This window comes from Rhodococcus koreensis (assembly GCF_017068375.1).
Taxonomy (GTDB): domain Bacteria; phylum Actinomycetota; class Actinomycetes; order Mycobacteriales; family Mycobacteriaceae; genus Rhodococcus_F; species Rhodococcus_F koreensis.
This window is the reverse complement of the sequence record NZ_CP070609.1, coordinates 649,494-665,883: the sequence shown is the minus strand read 5'-3', so window position 1 is coordinate 665,883 and position 16,390 is coordinate 649,494. Positions and strand designations below refer to the sequence as shown.

The 16,390-nt window shown below is 65.7% G+C and carries 17 protein-coding genes and 1 pseudogene; 9 read left to right on the top strand and 9 right to left on the bottom strand.

Going from position 1 to position 16,390, the window contains the following annotated elements; genetic code table 11:
- Nucleotides 1–298 precede the first annotated feature (298 nt).
- The gene (locus tag JWS14_RS02985) at nt 299–562 is read left to right on the top strand and encodes a hypothetical protein (protein ID WP_206012460.1); all 264 of its coding nucleotides are present in this window, start codon (nt 299–301) and stop codon (nt 560–562) included.
- A 348-nt stretch (nt 563–910) separates the two neighbouring features.
- Nucleotides 911–1,930: a zinc-dependent alcohol dehydrogenase family protein gene (locus JWS14_RS02980; protein WP_206012459.1), complete on the top strand. Its 1,020-nt coding sequence runs from the start codon at nt 911–913 to the stop codon at nt 1,928–1,930.
- A gap of 597 nt (nt 1,931–2,527) precedes the next feature.
- Here the strand turns inward: JWS14_RS02980 and JWS14_RS51685 are convergent.
- On the bottom strand, nt 2,528–2,731 hold the full coding sequence (locus tag JWS14_RS51685; RefSeq protein WP_420855106.1) for a three-helix bundle dimerization domain-containing protein: 204 nt from the start codon (nt 2,729–2,731) through the stop codon (nt 2,528–2,530).
- A 24-nt stretch (nt 2,732–2,755) separates the two neighbouring features.
- On the opposite strand from JWS14_RS51685, the gene JWS14_RS02975 reads away from it, so the two are divergent.
- On the top strand, nt 2,756–3,079 hold the full coding sequence (locus tag JWS14_RS02975; protein ID WP_072951788.1) for a transposase: 324 nt from the start codon (nt 2,756–2,758) through the stop codon (nt 3,077–3,079).
- Entirely contained in the window at nt 3,079–3,996 is a 918-nt protein-coding gene (locus JWS14_RS02970; RefSeq protein WP_206012458.1) for an IS3 family transposase, read from the top strand. Before JWS14_RS02975 ends, JWS14_RS02970 begins: the two co-directional genes overlap by 1 nt.
- A 462-nt stretch (nt 3,997–4,458) precedes the next feature.
- Here JWS14_RS02970 and JWS14_RS02965 read toward each other — a convergent pair whose 3' ends face one another.
- The 4 genes from JWS14_RS02965 to JWS14_RS02950 all read right to left on the bottom strand — a co-directional run bounded on the left by JWS14_RS02965 (nt 4,459) and on the right by JWS14_RS02950 (nt 8,175).
- Nucleotides 4,459–4,944 carry a serine/threonine protein kinase gene (locus tag JWS14_RS02965; RefSeq protein WP_206012457.1) on the bottom strand — a complete coding sequence of 162 codons (486 nt, stop codon included), beginning with the start codon at nt 4,942–4,944 and terminating at the stop codon, nt 4,459–4,461.
- Nucleotides 4,945–5,628: 684 nt separating this feature from the next.
- Nucleotides 5,629–6,594: a hypothetical protein gene (locus JWS14_RS02960; RefSeq protein WP_206012456.1), complete on the bottom strand. Its 966-nt coding sequence runs from the start codon at nt 6,592–6,594 to the stop codon at nt 5,629–5,631.
- A gap of 205 nt (nt 6,595–6,799) precedes the next feature.
- Complete coding sequence (locus JWS14_RS02955; protein WP_206012455.1) at nt 6,800–7,792, bottom strand: alpha/beta hydrolase; 993 nt, start codon at nt 7,790–7,792, stop codon at nt 6,800–6,802.
- Nucleotides 7,789–8,175: a putative quinol monooxygenase gene (locus tag JWS14_RS02950; RefSeq protein ID WP_206012454.1), complete on the bottom strand. Its 387-nt coding sequence runs from the start codon at nt 8,173–8,175 to the stop codon at nt 7,789–7,791. The genes JWS14_RS02955 and JWS14_RS02950 overlap by 4 nt, the downstream gene beginning before the upstream one ends.
- 210 nt (nt 8,176–8,385) lie before the next feature.
- Between JWS14_RS02950 and JWS14_RS02945 the strand changes: the two genes are divergently transcribed.
- Together JWS14_RS02945 and JWS14_RS02940 are read left to right on the top strand one after the other, a co-directional pair.
- Entirely contained in the window at nt 8,386–9,144 is a 759-nt protein-coding gene (locus JWS14_RS02945; protein WP_206012453.1) for an SDR family NAD(P)-dependent oxidoreductase, read from the top strand.
- Nucleotides 9,145–9,278: 134 nt separating this feature from the next.
- Nucleotides 9,279–10,166, top strand: coding sequence for an AraC family transcriptional regulator (locus tag JWS14_RS02940; protein WP_206012452.1), 888 nt, complete (start codon nt 9,279–9,281; stop codon nt 10,164–10,166).
- A gap of 159 nt (nt 10,167–10,325) precedes the next feature.
- Here JWS14_RS02940 and JWS14_RS02935 read toward each other — a convergent pair whose 3' ends face one another.
- A complete protein-coding gene (locus JWS14_RS02935; RefSeq protein ID WP_095863926.1) occupies nt 10,326–10,658 on the bottom strand; it encodes a DUF6907 domain-containing protein in 333 nt (110 codons plus the stop codon).
- Between the two features lie 50 nt (nt 10,659–10,708).
- A pseudogene (locus JWS14_RS02930) lies at nt 10,709–11,335 on the bottom strand (nitric oxide synthase oxygenase); the annotation flags it as partial.
- A 157-nt stretch (nt 11,336–11,492) separates the two neighbouring features.
- Here JWS14_RS02930 and JWS14_RS02925 point away from each other — a divergent pair.
- The gene (locus tag JWS14_RS02925) at nt 11,493–11,675 is read left to right on the top strand and encodes a hypothetical protein (RefSeq protein WP_095863927.1); all 183 of its coding nucleotides are present in this window, start codon (nt 11,493–11,495) and stop codon (nt 11,673–11,675) included.
- Nucleotides 11,676–11,803: 128 nt separating this feature from the next.
- On the opposite strand, the gene JWS14_RS02920 is transcribed toward JWS14_RS02925, so the two are convergent.
- A complete protein-coding gene (locus JWS14_RS02920; RefSeq protein WP_179377694.1) occupies nt 11,804–11,941 on the bottom strand; it encodes a hypothetical protein in 138 nt (45 codons plus the stop codon).
- 1,160 nt (nt 11,942–13,101) lie between these two features.
- On the opposite strand from JWS14_RS02920, the gene JWS14_RS02915 reads away from it, so the two are divergent.
- Both JWS14_RS02915 and JWS14_RS02910 read left to right on the top strand, forming a co-directional pair.
- Nucleotides 13,102–13,455 (top strand): DUF732 domain-containing protein, encoded by a 354-nt coding sequence (locus JWS14_RS02915; protein WP_179377696.1) that lies wholly within the window; start codon nt 13,102–13,104, stop codon nt 13,453–13,455.
- 360 nt (nt 13,456–13,815) lie between these two features.
- Nucleotides 13,816–15,735: a serine/threonine-protein kinase PknD gene (locus JWS14_RS02910; protein WP_192582075.1), complete on the top strand. Its 1,920-nt coding sequence runs from the start codon at nt 13,816–13,818 to the stop codon at nt 15,733–15,735.
- 150 nt (nt 15,736–15,885) lie between these two features.
- Here JWS14_RS02910 and JWS14_RS02905 read toward each other — a convergent pair whose 3' ends face one another.
- Nucleotides 15,886–16,374: a MarR family winged helix-turn-helix transcriptional regulator gene (locus JWS14_RS02905; protein ID WP_095863929.1), complete on the bottom strand. Its 489-nt coding sequence runs from the start codon at nt 16,372–16,374 to the stop codon at nt 15,886–15,888.
- Between the last annotated feature and the right edge of the window lie 16 nt (nt 16,375–16,390).

Here is a 16,390-nt window from a genome sequence, read left to right as displayed (position 1 = left end):
CGCCGGGAAGGCGGTCAGAGATATGAGATTCCGAGAGCTCGTTGCCAGTGGTGTCGGGGTCCTCCGGTTGGCTGTCGATGCCGGCATCGCTCTCACATCGATGCTGGTCGCCGTTCCGGTCGCGTTTGTGGTCGGCGAAGCCGTGACGATCGGGCGGAAGATGCGAGGCCAGCGACCGCCCGCCGTGCCACCGGACTCGACGACTCACGATCTCGGGACGGTCGTCACATCCCGGTGACGAACTGGAAGGCGGCTGTTTATGCTCCGGGAGCGGCAGCTGAATAGAAGGTGGGAGCGCATGACCGAGATGAGCGAGAAGACACCGGAACTCGGAGATGCGTTGCGCGTCGGTGCCCGGGTCCTGGTCCGCAGGCCGTCGGAGACGGCGGCGACCGGTGCGGTCGTCGAGGACTACGCCGACCTGATTCATTCGCAGGACCGGGGCCACGACTGGGCGCCGGTGCACCGGTGGGCGGTCGCCCTCGACGACGTGCGACTGGTGTTCGTCGACACCGATGACCTGACCGTCGATCCGTCACCGGAATCTCCGGGCGTGAAATAAGGCATGGCGGCCGAACAGTAGTACAGGTGACCGGCCGGCCCGACGCCGGTGCCGCCGGTCCCGGGTTTGCGGCAAGGCCTGTGGTGCACCGCCGGTCACCTCGCGGGGAGATGCGACCACTGTCTCGGCCAGCGCGCGGCGCGTCTGGCCCTCATCGATGGCATAGGGCGCGGGGCGGTCCCGCCGGGGATCTAGACCCCGACAACTGGGCCGCGGTGGCAGCATGAGATCTGGTAGCGCTGGAAGTGGGTCGCGCCGATTCGAATCTTCGCCGACAAGGGGCGAGGCCGACGCGATGCACACGCAAGCCGTGTGAGATCTGGATCCGATCGAAGGAGCGCCAGGAAGATGACAACCATGCAGTCTGTCGTCGCCGACACGTTAGGCGAACCGTCCGAGGTCCTGCACCTGCAGACCCGCCCGATTCCTGAGCCCGGTCCCGGCGAGGTCCGGATCCGGGTGACAGCGGTCCCAGTCCATGCCAGCGACCTGCACACCATCCGCGGCAGATACGGATTCACCCCGCAGTTCCCCGCCGTGCCCGGAATCGAATCCGTCGGCGTGATCGACGAACTCGGCAGCGGCACAGACGGTCTGACCGTCGGGCAACGCGTCATCACGATCGGAGTCACGGGCACCTGGCAGGAGTATGTCGTTGCCGATGCCGAGAGCGTGTTGGCTGTTCCCGCCGGCATGAGCGATTCCACGGCCGCCCAGATCCTCGCCAATCCGCTCACCGCCGTGATCTTGACCGGTGACGAACTCGATGTTCGACCGGGTGAATGGCTCCTGCAGACCGCAGCCGGTTCCACCGTGGGCCAGTCGGTCATCCAACTCGGAGCGCACGTCGGCTTCAAGACCCTCAACGTGGTCCGCCGTCGATCCGCTGTCGCGGACATCCTCGCGCTGGGGGGCACCGCGGTGATCTGCACCGAGGATGAGGACCTGCGCGACCGGGTGACCGACATCGCCGGCCACGACGGCGTGTCCAAGGCGATCGACTGCGTCGGCGGTCAGGTCGGTGCGGACGTCTCGCGTGCGCTGGTACCGCACGGTGAGCTGATCGTCTTCGGGGCGCTGTCCACGCACCGGCAAACCGATCCCGACAAACTCACCATCCCCATCTTCGCGCGGTCACTGATCTACGAAACCAAGACCGTTCGGGGGTTCTGGCTGCTGCGCTGGTTCACCGAGACCCCGAAGGATCGGATGGCCGCAACGATCGCCCGGACACTTCAGCTCGTCGACAGCGGCGCGTTGCGCGTGCCCGAGGGTCAGCCGATCCCCGTCGGAAAGTTCAGTGAAGCCGTCTATTTGGCCGAAGCTCCCGCACACGGGGGCAAACCGCTGCTGGTATTCGAACACTAGGAGTCACTGGTGCGGACGAGGATGCGCCCAGCAGTGATCGGCCCGACCCTCGCGGATGTTCTGCCGAGTCGAACCGCACTCATCGAGAACTGTCTTGGACAACATCCAGCGCGGGCAAGGACTCCGCGCCATCCGGTGCACCGCACGCTGGCGGCGGCACCGCCCGGATCAGCGTGTCGACACTCGCCGGCCATCCTCCCGCCGCCGTGACGCCATGTTGTGCCGATACCGTGGGTACGGCGATCAGCCCGGCACGGTGATCGCCCGGTTGTTCCCGTGGATCACACCACCGGCCCAGCGAGGCCGTGCGAGGAGCCCGCCACCTGCCTCCGCGAGTGGCGGGCTCCGTTTCAGCGGCCGCCCCGAACACGGACTCGATCGCACCCGGTCATCCGTCGTTCCCGAGATGGGGAACTCGGTCAGTGCGGGGAGTCGGAGCAACGCTGCTGAGCTCCCGGTCGCGGTCCACGATTCACACAGCTGCCTTGGCGGTCTTCCCGTCGGCGGAAGGCGGGAGGATCCCTCCTCGCCGAACACAAGCGCGACGATCACCTGTGAGCGCGCCGTGCCCGTCGTGTCCACACCGGCCGGAGCTGCCTAGACCATGTGGTGCTCAATCGGGGCCGCCGCGGGCACGGTGGCGGGTGTTGTTGCCCCAGCCGCGATGGCCGCGTCGAGTGATCTGCTGGCGGCGCGTTCGACCAGCAGGGGGACGAAGTCCCGGATCCGGCATCCGTCGAACCGGTGATAAGCGGTGTTTGAGGTTCCCCCCGGAAAGTGGACACCGACTTGGCGGGACACCGGTCCCGCTGGAAGGATGTCCGTATGCCCCCTCGCAAGCGTCGGTCGTTCACGACCGAGTACAAGGTCGAGGCTGCCCACCGGGTGATCGACTCCGGTCGCACCATCGCAGAGGTCGCCCGAGAACTCGGCCTCAACGAGAGTCTGTTGGGTGAATGGGTCAAACTCGAGCGGCGCAGAATCGCCGCCGCAGAGTCCCACGGAGAGAAGCCTTTGGACGCGGCCGAACACGCCGAGCTACTCCGATTGCGAAGGCAGGTAAGCGAACTCGAGAAGGACAACGCTTTCCTGGTAAAAGCTTCGGCGTACTTTGCCGCGATGCAGAAGAACCGACCCGGTTCGATCTGATGGCCAAGTACGCCGGCCCCGACAACATCGAAGAGACCGCCGGCACCGCCGCGCCGGAAGGTGAACGGTTTTCGATCCTGCGGATGGCGAGACTGCTGGAGGTGTCCACATCGGGCTACTACCAGTACGTCAAGCGCAGAGTCGCCACGGTGTTGACGCCGAGGCAACAGCGTCGCGCCGACCTCGAAGTCAAGATCGTCGAGATCCACCGGGAATCGAAGGGTACCTACGGGTCGCCGCGGGTCACGGCCGAGTTGCGGGCGCGTGGTGAGGTGGTGAACGCCAAGACTGTGGCCAAGATCATGGCCTCGCTCGGTGTGGAGGGCATCAGCCCGCGCACGTTCAAGGTCACGACGACGGTGGTCGATCCGCAGGCGTCGTTCCCGCCGGATCTGATCGAGCGGCACTTCGATCGGGGCCGGCTCGATGCGGTCTGGTTTACCGACATCACCTACCTCACGTGCGGTGAGGGGGACATGTTCTTGTGTGCGATCCGGGACGGTCATTCACGGAAGGTGTTGGGATACAGCATTGCTAATCACATCAGCGCCGAGATGGTCACCACCGCCATCGATCGAGCCGTGGCCACGCGCGGTGGGCGGTGTCGCGAGACGATCCTGCATTCGGACCGGGGTGGGGAATACACTGCCCACCTGACCGCGGCGTCGTGTGTGCAGCACGGGTTGCGTCGGTCGATGGGTGCGACCGGGATTTGTTGGGACAACAGTCCATCCGAATCGTTTTGGTCGATCTTCAAGCATGAAGAATACTATCGGCACGTCTATGCAACGAAGGCTGATCTCGTTGCTGGCGTTGACAACTGGATTGTCTTCTACAACACTGTTCGACGGAACTCTACGGTGGGGATGCACAGTCCCGACAGCTACGAGAAGTTGCTTCAGGTGGGAGTCGCCTGAGGCACGCAACCCCCTTGTCCACCGTTCGGGGGGAACCTCAGTTGACCTTCTCGTCGACTAGCTGCGGGTCGAGGAACTGATACCGCCGGACCAGTTGTGCGCGCACCGCGTCGAGATGCTGCCTTTCGGTGACGTCCATGACGAAAACTGTCCTCCTGCGCTCTCCCCGTCGGGCTGTTTCTCACGGGTCCATCTGGTGGAACGGGCTGGCCGTCGGCGCCGAGCCCGTGGGTTGTCGGGTTGACGTGTCGGTCGGTGGGCTGCGGCGATGTGTCGCTGGATCGCAGCGTCGCCGTCTCGGTTGATCCCGGATTTTCGGACCGTCTGGGTGCGCGCCTCTGGCCGGAGGAGGGCACCCTGTGTGAGCAACTTTCCGAGGCTCACCACCCGGTCGCCCGGCTCACGGCACGCTATCCGGAGCTCCGGGGTGTCGATCGGAACTCGCCCGGACTCATCCGGACCTCACCTGCGGCGGGGTGTTGGGGTGTGTTCGGCCGGGGACAGTGCCACGGTGGTCACGCTTGCGGGGAGGCCGATCCGTGGCCATTCGGCGGTCAGGGCCACCCTCGGTGCCGGTGGCGAGACCGGGAGCCAGTACATCGGCTGGGTCCGGTACCGGCATGTCCCCGCGGTGGACTCCTGCCGATCCGGGTGGTGCAGGTACGGGTCGGCGACCGCGAGGTAGTCCGTCCCGGCCCACACATCCAGATACGACCACTGCGCCGATGGGTCCGCGGGGTCGGTGAGTGGCCGGGTTTCGTGCTGGGCCCGTTCGGCTGGGTGGCCCGTCGTGGTCAGGGTCAGGTGCACCGCGAGACCGGAGGGATATGCGATGATCCGCGACAGGTTCAGGGTCAGGTGGGTGTCCGCGGACAGTTGCAGGCGACCGTGCACCTGGACACCGCCGCAGGGCGGGGGTGCGGTCGCGGGCCAGCGGAGTCTGCGCACCACCCCGATGGTGCACCTCCACCACGGTCGCCGCAAACACCCCTGGTAAGACCCGGTTTACGCGGGGTAGCACTGTCGTTCACCGTGCTCGGTGATTCGGCGGTGACCCGCGGTTCATCTATATACTTTGTGCTGTCAAAAGAATTCGACGGGGAGTTGGTATCCGATGAAGGAGACCGGCGAGGAAACCTCGAATGAGGACGGTGCGGGCGCGTCGAACGGTCATCTGTCCTCGGACGATCTTGCCGGCGTGGTGGAGGCGCTCACCGGAGAACGTTTGACTGTGCGACGGGCGCCAGGCAGTCCGGGCGGGTCGACCACGCGCACCGGACTGCCGCTGAGCCGGATGCGAGTACGAGAGGAGCTGGGCGAAATCGATTCCACAGCATTGCGTTTCGTCGTCGACGAGTCGCGTCCTTTCTGGTTGACGAGGGGTGGGCTCACCCTCGATCGGGACGAGGTAGCAGCGCTGCCCGGTCGACGGACGGAGGTGGCGGCACTGCAACTGATGGCGCTGTCGCTGCGGGGGAGTGCCCACCCTGCCGACCTGGAGTGCATGGGCCAGTGTGGCACTGTTCGGAGCGACAGCACCGACCGTGTTCCACTGGCGGATCGTCTCGCGTACGAATATCTCTGCGTCGGTCAAGCTCGCGGTGCTGCGGTGGCCAGCTGCCCTGCCGGAAGTCATGACGCCGAACCCCCAACGACGCGCAGACCACATTGGTCGGTGCTCAAGCGGTTCAGAGTCTGGATGAGTGCCTCACGAGCAGGTGTTTCTTCATCCGATCCGATCGCGGCCTCCGCGACGGCTCGAACGGGAAGTCGCCGGCAAAGTTCCGCGACCGCTTCTTCGACTTCGGCATCAACGCTGCGGCCAGTAGCCCACGCGCAGGCGAGCACTGCAATGTCGCGCAGCTGGTAGGCGTCTCTGGCGAAAAGCGCGTAAGGCAGGAGGTCATCGAAGACCGCTGACAGGGTGTCGATCGGGGATTCCTCGGCCGCCTGAAGCGGGAGGAGATCGGCGAGTGCACGCGCGTCGGTAAGGACCATCCGTGCGGTCCATACCTCCGGGTCCGGCTGCGCCAGTGTAAGTGTCGTGCCGTCGGTGCAGTCGATGACTGTCGCGTTCCAGGCGCCGGTGTCGTGACGAAGGGTGCCGTTGCCGCGAACGTCGTCCAACACTGCGAATGGCAGGAGGCTTCCGGTCACGAGCGCACGTTCGCTTGCCTGGACGATGCACTCCTGGAGCGTGAGCTGGTGCCGTGACGGCAGAACGACGATCCCGTTGCATGCGCAGTCTACCGCGGCGATGCGTCGTCCGCCGCGGTAGGCGGTGAGTTCGGTGAGGTCGGTCTCCTGCTGTTCAGCCAGGATTACAGTCAGCTCGGGGACCTGTGTGGCAAGGGCCTCCACCGCTCGCGCGGAGCTGCCGTCGGCTTCCACGGTGTAGCGGACTTCGAGGCCGGTCTCGGTCGTTGTCAGCGTTGGTCCCGTGACCCTTGGTGGTTCTGCCTCGACCTGCGGGGCAGTGCCGGACGGGGTCAGGCATGTTCGCTGTTTCGGGGCGGTCACTGTGTCGATGGGAAGCGGCGGCGTGCAGGGTGTGCGTCCCAACTCTTCGGACTCGAGGGCCACGACCAGCTCGGACACTGAGGACCGTGGGCCGGTGATGACGATCTGGCTCCGCGTGGTGGATTTCATGGTGCTCCAGGTGGCGGGGGTTCTTCAGGCCCCGCTGGGCGGGGCCGACGATGGCGTGGTCGCGGCGACTCGGTGATTGTCGATGACCAGGCGTTTGCAGCGTGAGGCGCTGCGCTTGTCTGCAGCGGCTCACGCTGGGTTGTCTCTGCGGTGCCTACCTGTCGGTTGCGGTGGGGGTGTGCGTAGCGGCGCCGGCAAGGACACGACCGAGCCAATCGCTGCGGGTCTGCCGGGCGATCTGGGAGAGCGCGGCGTGCGGGAAGAGTGCGTCGAAGCCGTGGAATCCGCCGGCCCAGACGTGCAGATCGGCTTGGCCGCCGGCGGCCAAGATTCGTGTGGCGTAGGTGACGGCCTCGTCTCGGAAGACCTCAGCCGAGCCCGCGTCGATGTAGGTGGTCGGGAGGTCGGAGAGGTCGTCTGCGATAGCCGGCGAGACGCAACTCGGGACAGGCCCGTCGCCGATATCCGCGAGCACTGAGTGCCAGGCGAAAGCGTTCGCGTCGCGCGACCAGATGACAGGTCCGTCGAACTGGTGGCTCGAGGCGGTGTTGTTTCGATGGTCGAGCATCGGGCCGATCAGAACCTGGGCGGCGATGGCGGGACCCTTGCGTTCGCGGGTGAGCAGGGCAGTGCCGGCGGCAAGTCCGCCCCCGGCGCTGGTACCGGCGATCACGAGCTTGCTCAGGTCGATACCGAGATCGGTGGCGTAATCTGCGGTCCAGATCAGGCCCGTGTAGCAGTCCTCGACGAGCGTCGTGCCGGAGAACTCGGGTGCCAGGCGGTAGTCGACGGAGACGACGACCGCGCCGAACCTGGTGAGCCAATCGAGCGGAATGTCGATCTGGGAGTAGCGGTCGCCCATGATCATTCCGCCGCCGTGGAGCCAGTAGACGCAGGGTGCGTTGCCGTCGGTGAGATCGATGCCGATAGGTCTGAGGATGGTGACCGGGATCTGGGTGCCGTCGAAGCTCGCGATCGAGATTTCCTGACGGTCGACGGGGAGATGACTGGCGATGGCGGTTTCGGCGGGAAGGGTCGCGTAGGGGCGGATCATTTCGAGGGTCTGCTTGTCCAGCGGCGGTGTTTCCGGCATGGAGAAGAGAAGATCCTGGAGTTCGGGGTCGAGGGGAGGGTGGGGGAAGGTCAAGTCTGGTTCCTGGGGTGCGGTTGACCCGCGTTGGTGCTGTTGAGTTCGGAAGGCGCGGAGAATTTTTGGTAGTCGGCCTTGCCTCGGACGGGGATGAGGTCGCCGTAGGTCGGCTCGCCGGCCAGGATGTCGGCGAACTGTGCGACGATTCCCTGAGCTGCCTCTCCGGCGAAGATCCGGTGGTGGTCCTCCTCGGTCGTCCAGCCCTCCTGGACCGTGACGACGTCAGGGTTGGCGGCCGAGCGGCTCACCAGATACAGAACGCACCATTCCGTGGCGGCCGGGTTGCCCTCGTCGAGGCCCGTGAGCAGGAGCTCGACCAGTTGGTCTCCCATGCCCGGCTTTGCGGTCATCGTGCAGGTAAATCCGTAGTTTGCGTTCATGACTCAATCAAGCCAGCGCATCGAGAAAATTCGTAGACCGATGCTCTCCACCTCTTGCCCATTGCTACGACAGTTGTGTCGGGCGCCTCGTTTCGCCCACGCCGCAGAGGAATAGGCAAGCATTGGAGCGCAACGGTCTACAGCGACGGAGTTCGGTCTCCTTGAATGGAAATCAACCGAGCACACTCGGCAATCGAAGAGGTGGTTTACATGCAGATCGCACTCGTCACCGGTTCCAGCGCCGGCATCGGCCAGGCCACGGCCCGACAACTTGCCAAGCAAGGCCTCGGTGTCATCACGACCTACCGGTCCCACAAGAGCGAGGGCGAGGAGACCGTCGCGAAGATCGCCGCCGAGGGTGGCTCCGCGGTCGCGCTCCCGCTGGACCTCGCCGCCATATCCAGCATCGACGAATTCGTCGCCCATGTGAAGGTCGAGGTGGCGTCCCGCTGGGATGCTTCCGAGGTGAACTACCTGGTCAACAATGCGGGCGTGGGTGGTCCCGCGATGTTCGCCGACATCACCGAGGAAACTTTCGACCACTTCCACAACGTGTTGTTCAAAGGCCCGTATTTCCTGACGCAGAAACTTCTTCCAGTGCTCGCTGATGGCGGAGCGATCGTCAACACCGGCAGCACCGCGGCGCTCCCCAACCGAGTGAACCAGGGCTACTCCGCCTACGCCGCGCAGAAGGGCGCGATACACACCGTTACCGCATTCTGGGCAAAAGAGCTCGCTGAGCGCGGAATCCGCGTCAACAGCGTCGCGCCGGGAACTACGAGGACACGAATTGCCGACGACGCCTTCACGAAGATGCCCGAAATGCTTCCGGCCATCAGCCACGCGTTCGCTCTGGGCCGGGTCGGTGAGCCCGAGGATATCGCAAAGGTCATCGCGTTCCTGCTGAGTGATGCAGCTGCGTGGATCACCGGGCAGGTGCTCGAGGTGTCCGGCGGCGAGCGGCTCTAAAGCCTCTTCCGGACCCGAAAGCCCATGAGGAACCACCGCCAGGCGCGGTTGACTCCAGAACGCCAACTGCCCTGGCGCCGACTTCGAACGTCATATGATCGGTTCAGCAGGGATTTCGAGAACAGGAACATCACGTGAGTATCGAAGAGATCCGCAGACTGATCACCGCTCACGCGCACAAAGAAAACCTAGGGCTGCCCGGCGTCCGGATCAACAGAATCACCGACCCCACAAAACCAACTCCGTCGATCGCCGAGCCAATTCTCGCGTTCTCGATGCAGGGTGCGAAGCGAATCGCGCTCGCCGACAGAGTGTATGACCAGGTACCGGGGACCTTCATGACCGTTGCGGTCGATCTCCCGATAACGGGCGACTACGTTCGAGCTTCCCGTGCCGAGCCCTACCTCGGTTTTGCACTCGAACTTCGTTCGTCGTCGATCGCCGAACTACTTGTGGAGGCGGCCTCGGGCCTCCCCGGGATACTGAAGCCCCCGCCCCCCGGCATCTCGATCAATCCGGCGACCTCGGAAATGCTCGACGCGGTCGCTCGACTGCTGGCTCTGATAGAACGGCCGGTCGACGCACCAGTCCTCGCACCACTTCTCGAGCGCGAGATCCTGTGGCGTGTCTTGTCCGGCCCTGCCGGACCAACGGTGCGCCAGATCGGCCTCAGGGACAGCAGCCTGACCTATATCGGTCGTGCTATCCGGCACCTGCGTTCCAACGCATTCGAACCGATCCAGGTCGAGGAATTGGCGCAGCTGAGCGGGATGGGCATCTCGTCGTTCCACAAGCAGTTCCGCGCGGTTACCGCGATGAGCCCAATTCAGTACCAGAAGCGAATTCGCCTCCAAGAAGCACGACTTCAACTGTTCAAACGTCCGCACGACATTGCGGCAGTAGCACATTCCGTTGGTTACAGCAGTGCTTCTCAGTTCAGCCGGGAGTACCGTCGTGAGTTCGGTGTTGCGCCGAGTGTCGACGCACTGAGAATGCGTCAGGAAGGTGAGGCTACAGCCTGACCTGGCACGCGACTGGTCCCTCAGCGGCCGGCGTCAAAAATCGACGGGAGGATGGCAACGATCACCGCGGTAATCAGCACTGCACACGACCAGCGGAGTCGCCGTGGTCGGATCGATCCCGATCTGCGCCGCCACCCGGTCTCGAATGTCGCTCGTGGGTTATCCGCCACCTTCTATCAGGTCCGCGGCCGCGACCAGTTCGGCGGCGATCCTGCGGGCCTCTCCTGGTGTCAGGCGTGGCCGGAACTCGGGGTGGTCACCGACCTCCCAGGTCATTGAGACGCCGGGTCGACGGTCTGCCTCTCGGACGGGCGTGACGAAGCAGAACGACGATTCGATGCCGTCTTCGTCCAATGTGAGGTAATCCAGTGCTGCGGTCAGTTCGATGCAGTCGCTGCTGTCACCCATGCAGGTGTGGTCCGTGCGCCCGCGGGCGTCCTCGTTGGTGCACCAGGGTGCGCATTCGGTTCCGGTCGTCTGGTTGGTGTTCATGCTTTCGATCCTCCTCCCGTGACCGTTCGCCTGTCGCGGGTATCGCCGCAGGTGTGGTGGTCGACCATGATGACCCCGGCCTGCCGGTAGCTGTGGATGACGGCGCGGTTGAGTTCGACCAGCGCCCGGTCCTTCCACGGGGTGCGGTCGGAGCTGGTGTCGATGTTAAGCCTGGCGGCGATGTTAAGCCTGGCGGCGATGTCCGGGAGCATGTTGTAGCGGTTCTCGCCGGAGAAGTTGCGGGCCCCGACCTCGGTGCTGACGTACCAGCCGCTGAGCGGGGAGCACGGGTAGATCACCCCGCCGATGTTCGAGGTCCATGTTCGACACGGCGGGGACGGCATGCCATTTGAGGCCGAGGTCGCCGAACCAGTCGTAGTCGGGGTGGGTGATGTCGACCTCAGCCGGAGGTCGGCGGGCACGTCGAACCGGTGCAGGGGCTCGTCGGGGGTGGAGATCAGCAGCGGGAGAACTTCGAAGGCCGTGCCGGCGCCGTGCCAGCTCATCCGTGTCACGGTCTCGGTGATCTCGAGGTGGGCGGGATCGCCGATGATCCGGCCGTCGCGTTGCCGGTAGCCGGCGTAGCGGATCAACTACGGGCTGAGAATGCGGTACTCCCGCCCATCGGGGCGCGGCGGCGGGCCGATCGTGATCACCGACTGCAGTGCGCTGCCGTTGCGGCAGTGTGTCGATCGGATGTAAGCAGTCCGTGAAGGACCTTTCGCGGACTCGTCCCGTCGCTCGGTCCATCGGTCAGGAGTCGATAAGGGATCGGTAAGGGTGGGGGCGGATTCTTGGATTTGTCATTCCGCCCCGTTTTGAGGAGTTTCCGCCATGTTTACCCCCCGCATCCGCCGGTTTGCCCGTTCGTCGATGTTGCTGTCGGTTATCGGCTTGTCTGTGTTGGGTGGTGTCGGCGCAGCGAACGCGGCGTCGGCCGACGCGCCGCGCCACACCGACGACGTCTACATCTGCTGGTATGACGACGGTTATTCGACCACATATTGGATCTGCTGATACGGCGTGCCCTGCATTACGTCCGTCCCGGTCCGTTGTTGGACCGGGACGGACGTTGTGGTGTGTGGGGGAAGGGTTTCGCCGTGCCCGATCGGCCGCGGTGGACGGCACTGCGGGAGGTCGTTCACTCACGCCGTGGTGGCCTCCTCGACGTCGCTGATGGTGCGCAACGGCTCGATGCGGAACGGGGAGTCGTCGGCGATGCCCTCGGCCTTGTAGGATCCGGCGGTCGTCGCGGCGAGGACGTTGTCGAAGGCGTCGGCCAACGTCCCGATCGACGGCAGCAGTGCCTGCAGGAACAGGGTCTCCTGGGAAGCGCAGGGCCGTATGTTGCGACCCCGATGTGATGAATAATGCTTCCGCGCAATGGGTTACCGTGCATCGCCCGCGCGGCGCAGGTGTGATTCTCCGCTCGCCGCGCGGAGGCGCTCTCTTTGGGCGTCGACACCTCCCCATCGGCGATCGTGCCGGCGAACGCATCGAGGACGAACGCGGTGTGCGCGAAGCCGGGCATCATCGGCACGTACGTGAAGTGGGCGACGTGGAGGGCGTCGGGCTGATCGATGCGGAAGTTCCGGTCGATCAGTTCCGGCGGCCGCGGCGCCGATGGCTCCGCCGCGGTGGTGCGGACCCTCTTCGATGGGGTGGCACCGCGCTACGCATGAGTCGCTCGACGGTGTGGCGGGCCATCTCGATGCCCTGATGGTGCAGGTGGTCCAGCATCTTTGGGCGAGTCGCAGAGAGACTTCGGCCTGCGTCGACTGCGCTTGCTACGCTCGACGTAGAACGAGGCTGGCGACGCGGTGATGGACGCGTCCCACAATGCACGCCTCGACAACGGACGGCTGCGCCAGGCGTTCGTGCATCCGCGCTCGGTGAGCACCGGGCGGATGGGTGCGACCGAAGAGCTGATCGCGATGTTCGGCGATGAACCGGCGGATCACGTGTGTGGCGGGTAGCGTCCCGATCGAATAAAGGCGTTGCAGTCTTTAGTATTTCCATGGTCTTCGAGCTCGGCGTTCTTCCTCCGCAATGCCTGCAGTTCGGCGTCGGCCTCGGATGCCGACGCAGCAGGCATGCCGCCATCGGACGCTTCGGCCTTGCGGACCCACACCCGCGGCGTCTCCGTTTTCGGGGATATTCGTACGGTTCGCCTCGTGCTCGTCAGGTGTACCCGTCACGGTGCTCGAGGGCCAGGTGCACGGTCTTCTCCCGTACCTCGGCGCGGTAGACATTCGGCACAAGGATGACCTTCCCGAGAAGGAAGGTGTGCATCGAACTCGAGACGATTCATTGTGCCGAGTTCGGGGGTCTGCGTGTCGGTTCCGTTCTCGGCGCTCAAGAATTCGGTAAGGGTTCGATCAGGCCGGTCTTCCAGACTTTCTCTTGTCAGTTTCCCCCGACGAAGACAAAAGGAACGCCTGTTATGTTCATTCGTATCACCACCGCCGCCCGCACCCTGACCCTTGCCGCCGTGATCGGGGTGAGTGCCCTCGGCGCCGTCTCGATCGCCAACGCCGATACCGCCACTTCGCTCTCCGGCCAGGACGCGGTGTTCCTCGAGGGCATGGCCGATGAAGGGATCACGTTCACCACCGACGACGCCGGGGTCGGGCTGGCCCATCACATTTGCGGCGAATTCGCTGATGGCGCCACCTTCGAGGAGGTCGCTGCGGAGGGTCTGCAGCATTCGTCCCTGTCCGCGTACGACGTGGGTTACGTCATCGGTGGTTCGGTGTCGGTGTACTGCCCTCTGTACACCGACCAGCTGCCCGTCTGAGCCCGGTCCTCGTGCCCCCGTGCCGCCAGCGGTGCGGGGGACGGATGGGTCTGTCCGCGATTTCGGTGGCGCGACGATCCGCCTCGGCACCCGTATAACTCGGATACCGAGTTATACTTGGTGGTGCGTTCGAGCGGTCTGCGGGTCGTCCGACGCACCGCTGTTGCTCGCGTGGCGGGCATGCCGACAGTCTTTGGTGCGTGCCATGGATCGGTTCACCAGGCGAGGTGGGGGCTCGTGTGGTAGCTGGTCCGTAAGGGCGGCGGTGACATCCACAGTGACCTCACGAGGACGAACTACTCGTGCACACCGGAAATGAGTGAGGCGGTCTTCCGTGATGGGCAGGGTGGGTGCGTGGGGATGAGCGAGCACGATCTGGTGCCGGGTGCGATGTTCGCCGGATTCACGATCGAGCGGGTGCTCGGTACCGGGGGGATGGGCACGGTCTATCTGGCGCGGCACGGGAGTCTGCCCCGGGGGGTCGCGGTGAAAGTTCTCGACGGGACCGCCGACGACTACATGCGGGCGCGGTTCGTGCGCGAGGCCGAACACACCGCGCGACTCGAGCACCCGAATATCGTGACCGTATATGACCGGGGCTGCGAGGGTGACCGGCTCTGGATCGCCATGCAGTACGTGGCGGGAACGGACGCGGCGACGCTGCTGCGCCGCGGCCCGCTGCCACCGGATCTGGCCGTCCACATCGTCGCCGAAATCGGGCAGGCCCTCGACTTCGCACACGAGCACGGCATCCTGCATCGCGACGTCAAGCCGGCCAACGTGCTGCTCGCCGGGCGACCGGCCGCTGGTGCCGGGGTGTGGCGGGTGTTGCTGACGGACTTCGGGATCGCGAAGAACTTGGACGAGACCCGGCGTCTGACCAGGACGGGCATGCTGGTGGCCACCCTGGTGTATGCGGCGCCCGAGGCTTTGGTGGCGGGCGTCGAACCCGACCACCGCGCCGACGTGTATTCCCTCGGGTGCATGCTGTTCCAGTTGTTGACCGGTCGGCTCCCGTACTCGGGGTCGGCCGCTGCGGTGGTCGATGCGCATCTCAACCAGCCGATCCCGCGGCCGACCGTGCTGCGACCCTCTCTTCCCGACGCGATGGATCCGGTGATCCGGCAGGCGCTGGCGAAGGACCGCGACACCCGGTTCGACAGTTGCGGCGCCTTGGCGCAGGCGGCGCGCCGCGCCCTGTCGTCCCCCCGGCCGGCGCCCGGACCACGGGAGACCCGGACCCCGCAGATGCCCCCGGTACCGGACCGGATCCGCGCCCCGAGCCCTCCTCGTCAGGTCCGGGCGGCGACCCCGCTGCGCCGGGTGCGAATCGACACCCCGCCGCTGAACCGCGGTGTCGAGGGCGCAGGCCGGCCGGGCGGCACCCGCGCAGGTGGGCAGCCCGGACCGGTGCGCTGGTGGCGACGGACGACGACGATCGTGGTCGGTGTGCTTGCCGCGATGGTGGTCGTGGGCGCGGGGGTGGGTGCGGTCGCCGCCTATCTCGCATCGCCGCACCCACCGGCCGCCCGCACCCAGACCACGCTCGCCTTCGCCGGCCTGGCAAGCCCGCAGGGGGTCGCGGTCGATGCGAACGGGACCGTGTTCGTCGCCGATTCCAAGAACAACCGCGTTCTCGAACTGGCCAGCGGCGTGACCACCCAAACGGTGCTGCCCTTCAGCGGGCTCGACGACCCGCTGGCGGTTGCGGTGGACGCCCGCGGGAACGTCTACGTCGCGGACACGGGCAACAACCGGGTCCTCGAACTGGTCGCCGGCTCCGCTACTCCCACCACGCTGCCATTCAGCGGACTCGATGAGCCCCTTGGTGTTTCGGTTAGCGACGGCGGAGACGTCTATGTCGCGGACGGGGGCAACAACCGGGTCCTGAAACTGGTGGCCGGGTCCTCGACACCCACCGTGCTGCCGTTCACCGGACTCAGCCGGCCCACCGATGTCACCGTGAGCGATACGGGCGATGTCGTCGTCCCCGACTCGCGGAACCATCGGGTCCTCGAACTCACTGCCGGGGCGTCCACCCCCGCCACCCTGCCGTTCAATGACGGTCACGCACCGAACGCGGTGGCGGTCTCCGACGCCGGCGATGTGCTGCTGACCACCCTGGACTCCAACGACGTGTTCGAACTGGAGTCCGGTTCGTCGGCCCCGACCACCCTTCCGTTCACGGGCCTCGATCGACCCGCCGGAATCGCAGCCGGCGACGATGGTCACCTCTACCTCTCCGACCTCGGGAACAATCGGGTGCTCGAACTGGCATAGGTTCTGGCGACCGAGATAGCCCCGCGGCCTGCGGAGAGCCACTCGGATCGACTGTCGCGCAGGAAGACTCCGATCCGTGCTCCATCCGGGGTGCGATCTCGTGAGAGCGGGAGCCTCTGCCACCGCTCACCGGCCGCCTCGGCGCGCCCGTCAGGCCGGGGTCTGGTCGTTCAGCGCTCGTCGGGAGGTCTGCGGTTTCGCGTCCGCCCGGACCCGGTTGTTGATGGCGGCGCTGGCCTCGGTGATGAACTGATCGATCAGGCGCTGATCGGCGGGGGGCATCGGGTGGTACACCTCGCCGAGCATCTCGCCGAGTTCCCCGTAGATGCGACTGAATTCGTCGCGGCCGTGGTCGCTGAGCGAGATCAGCCGCTTGCGCCGGTCGGTGGGATGCGGCACCCGCCGGGCGTATCCGGCCTGCTCGATCCGGTCGACGAGCTCGGTCGCGGAGGCACTGGTGATGGTCAGTTCGGCGGCGAGTTCGCTCGCAGTCAGAGGGCCGTTGACGTAGAGATGGCCCAGTGCCACGGTCTCGGTCACACCGATGCGGAGGTGCCCGCGCGCCGCGTGACCGCGATACCGCTCCACCGCCAGGACCAGATCGCGGACGGCCAGCGCCAAGCGAATATCGCGTTCCATGCCTGTCAGAGTACCC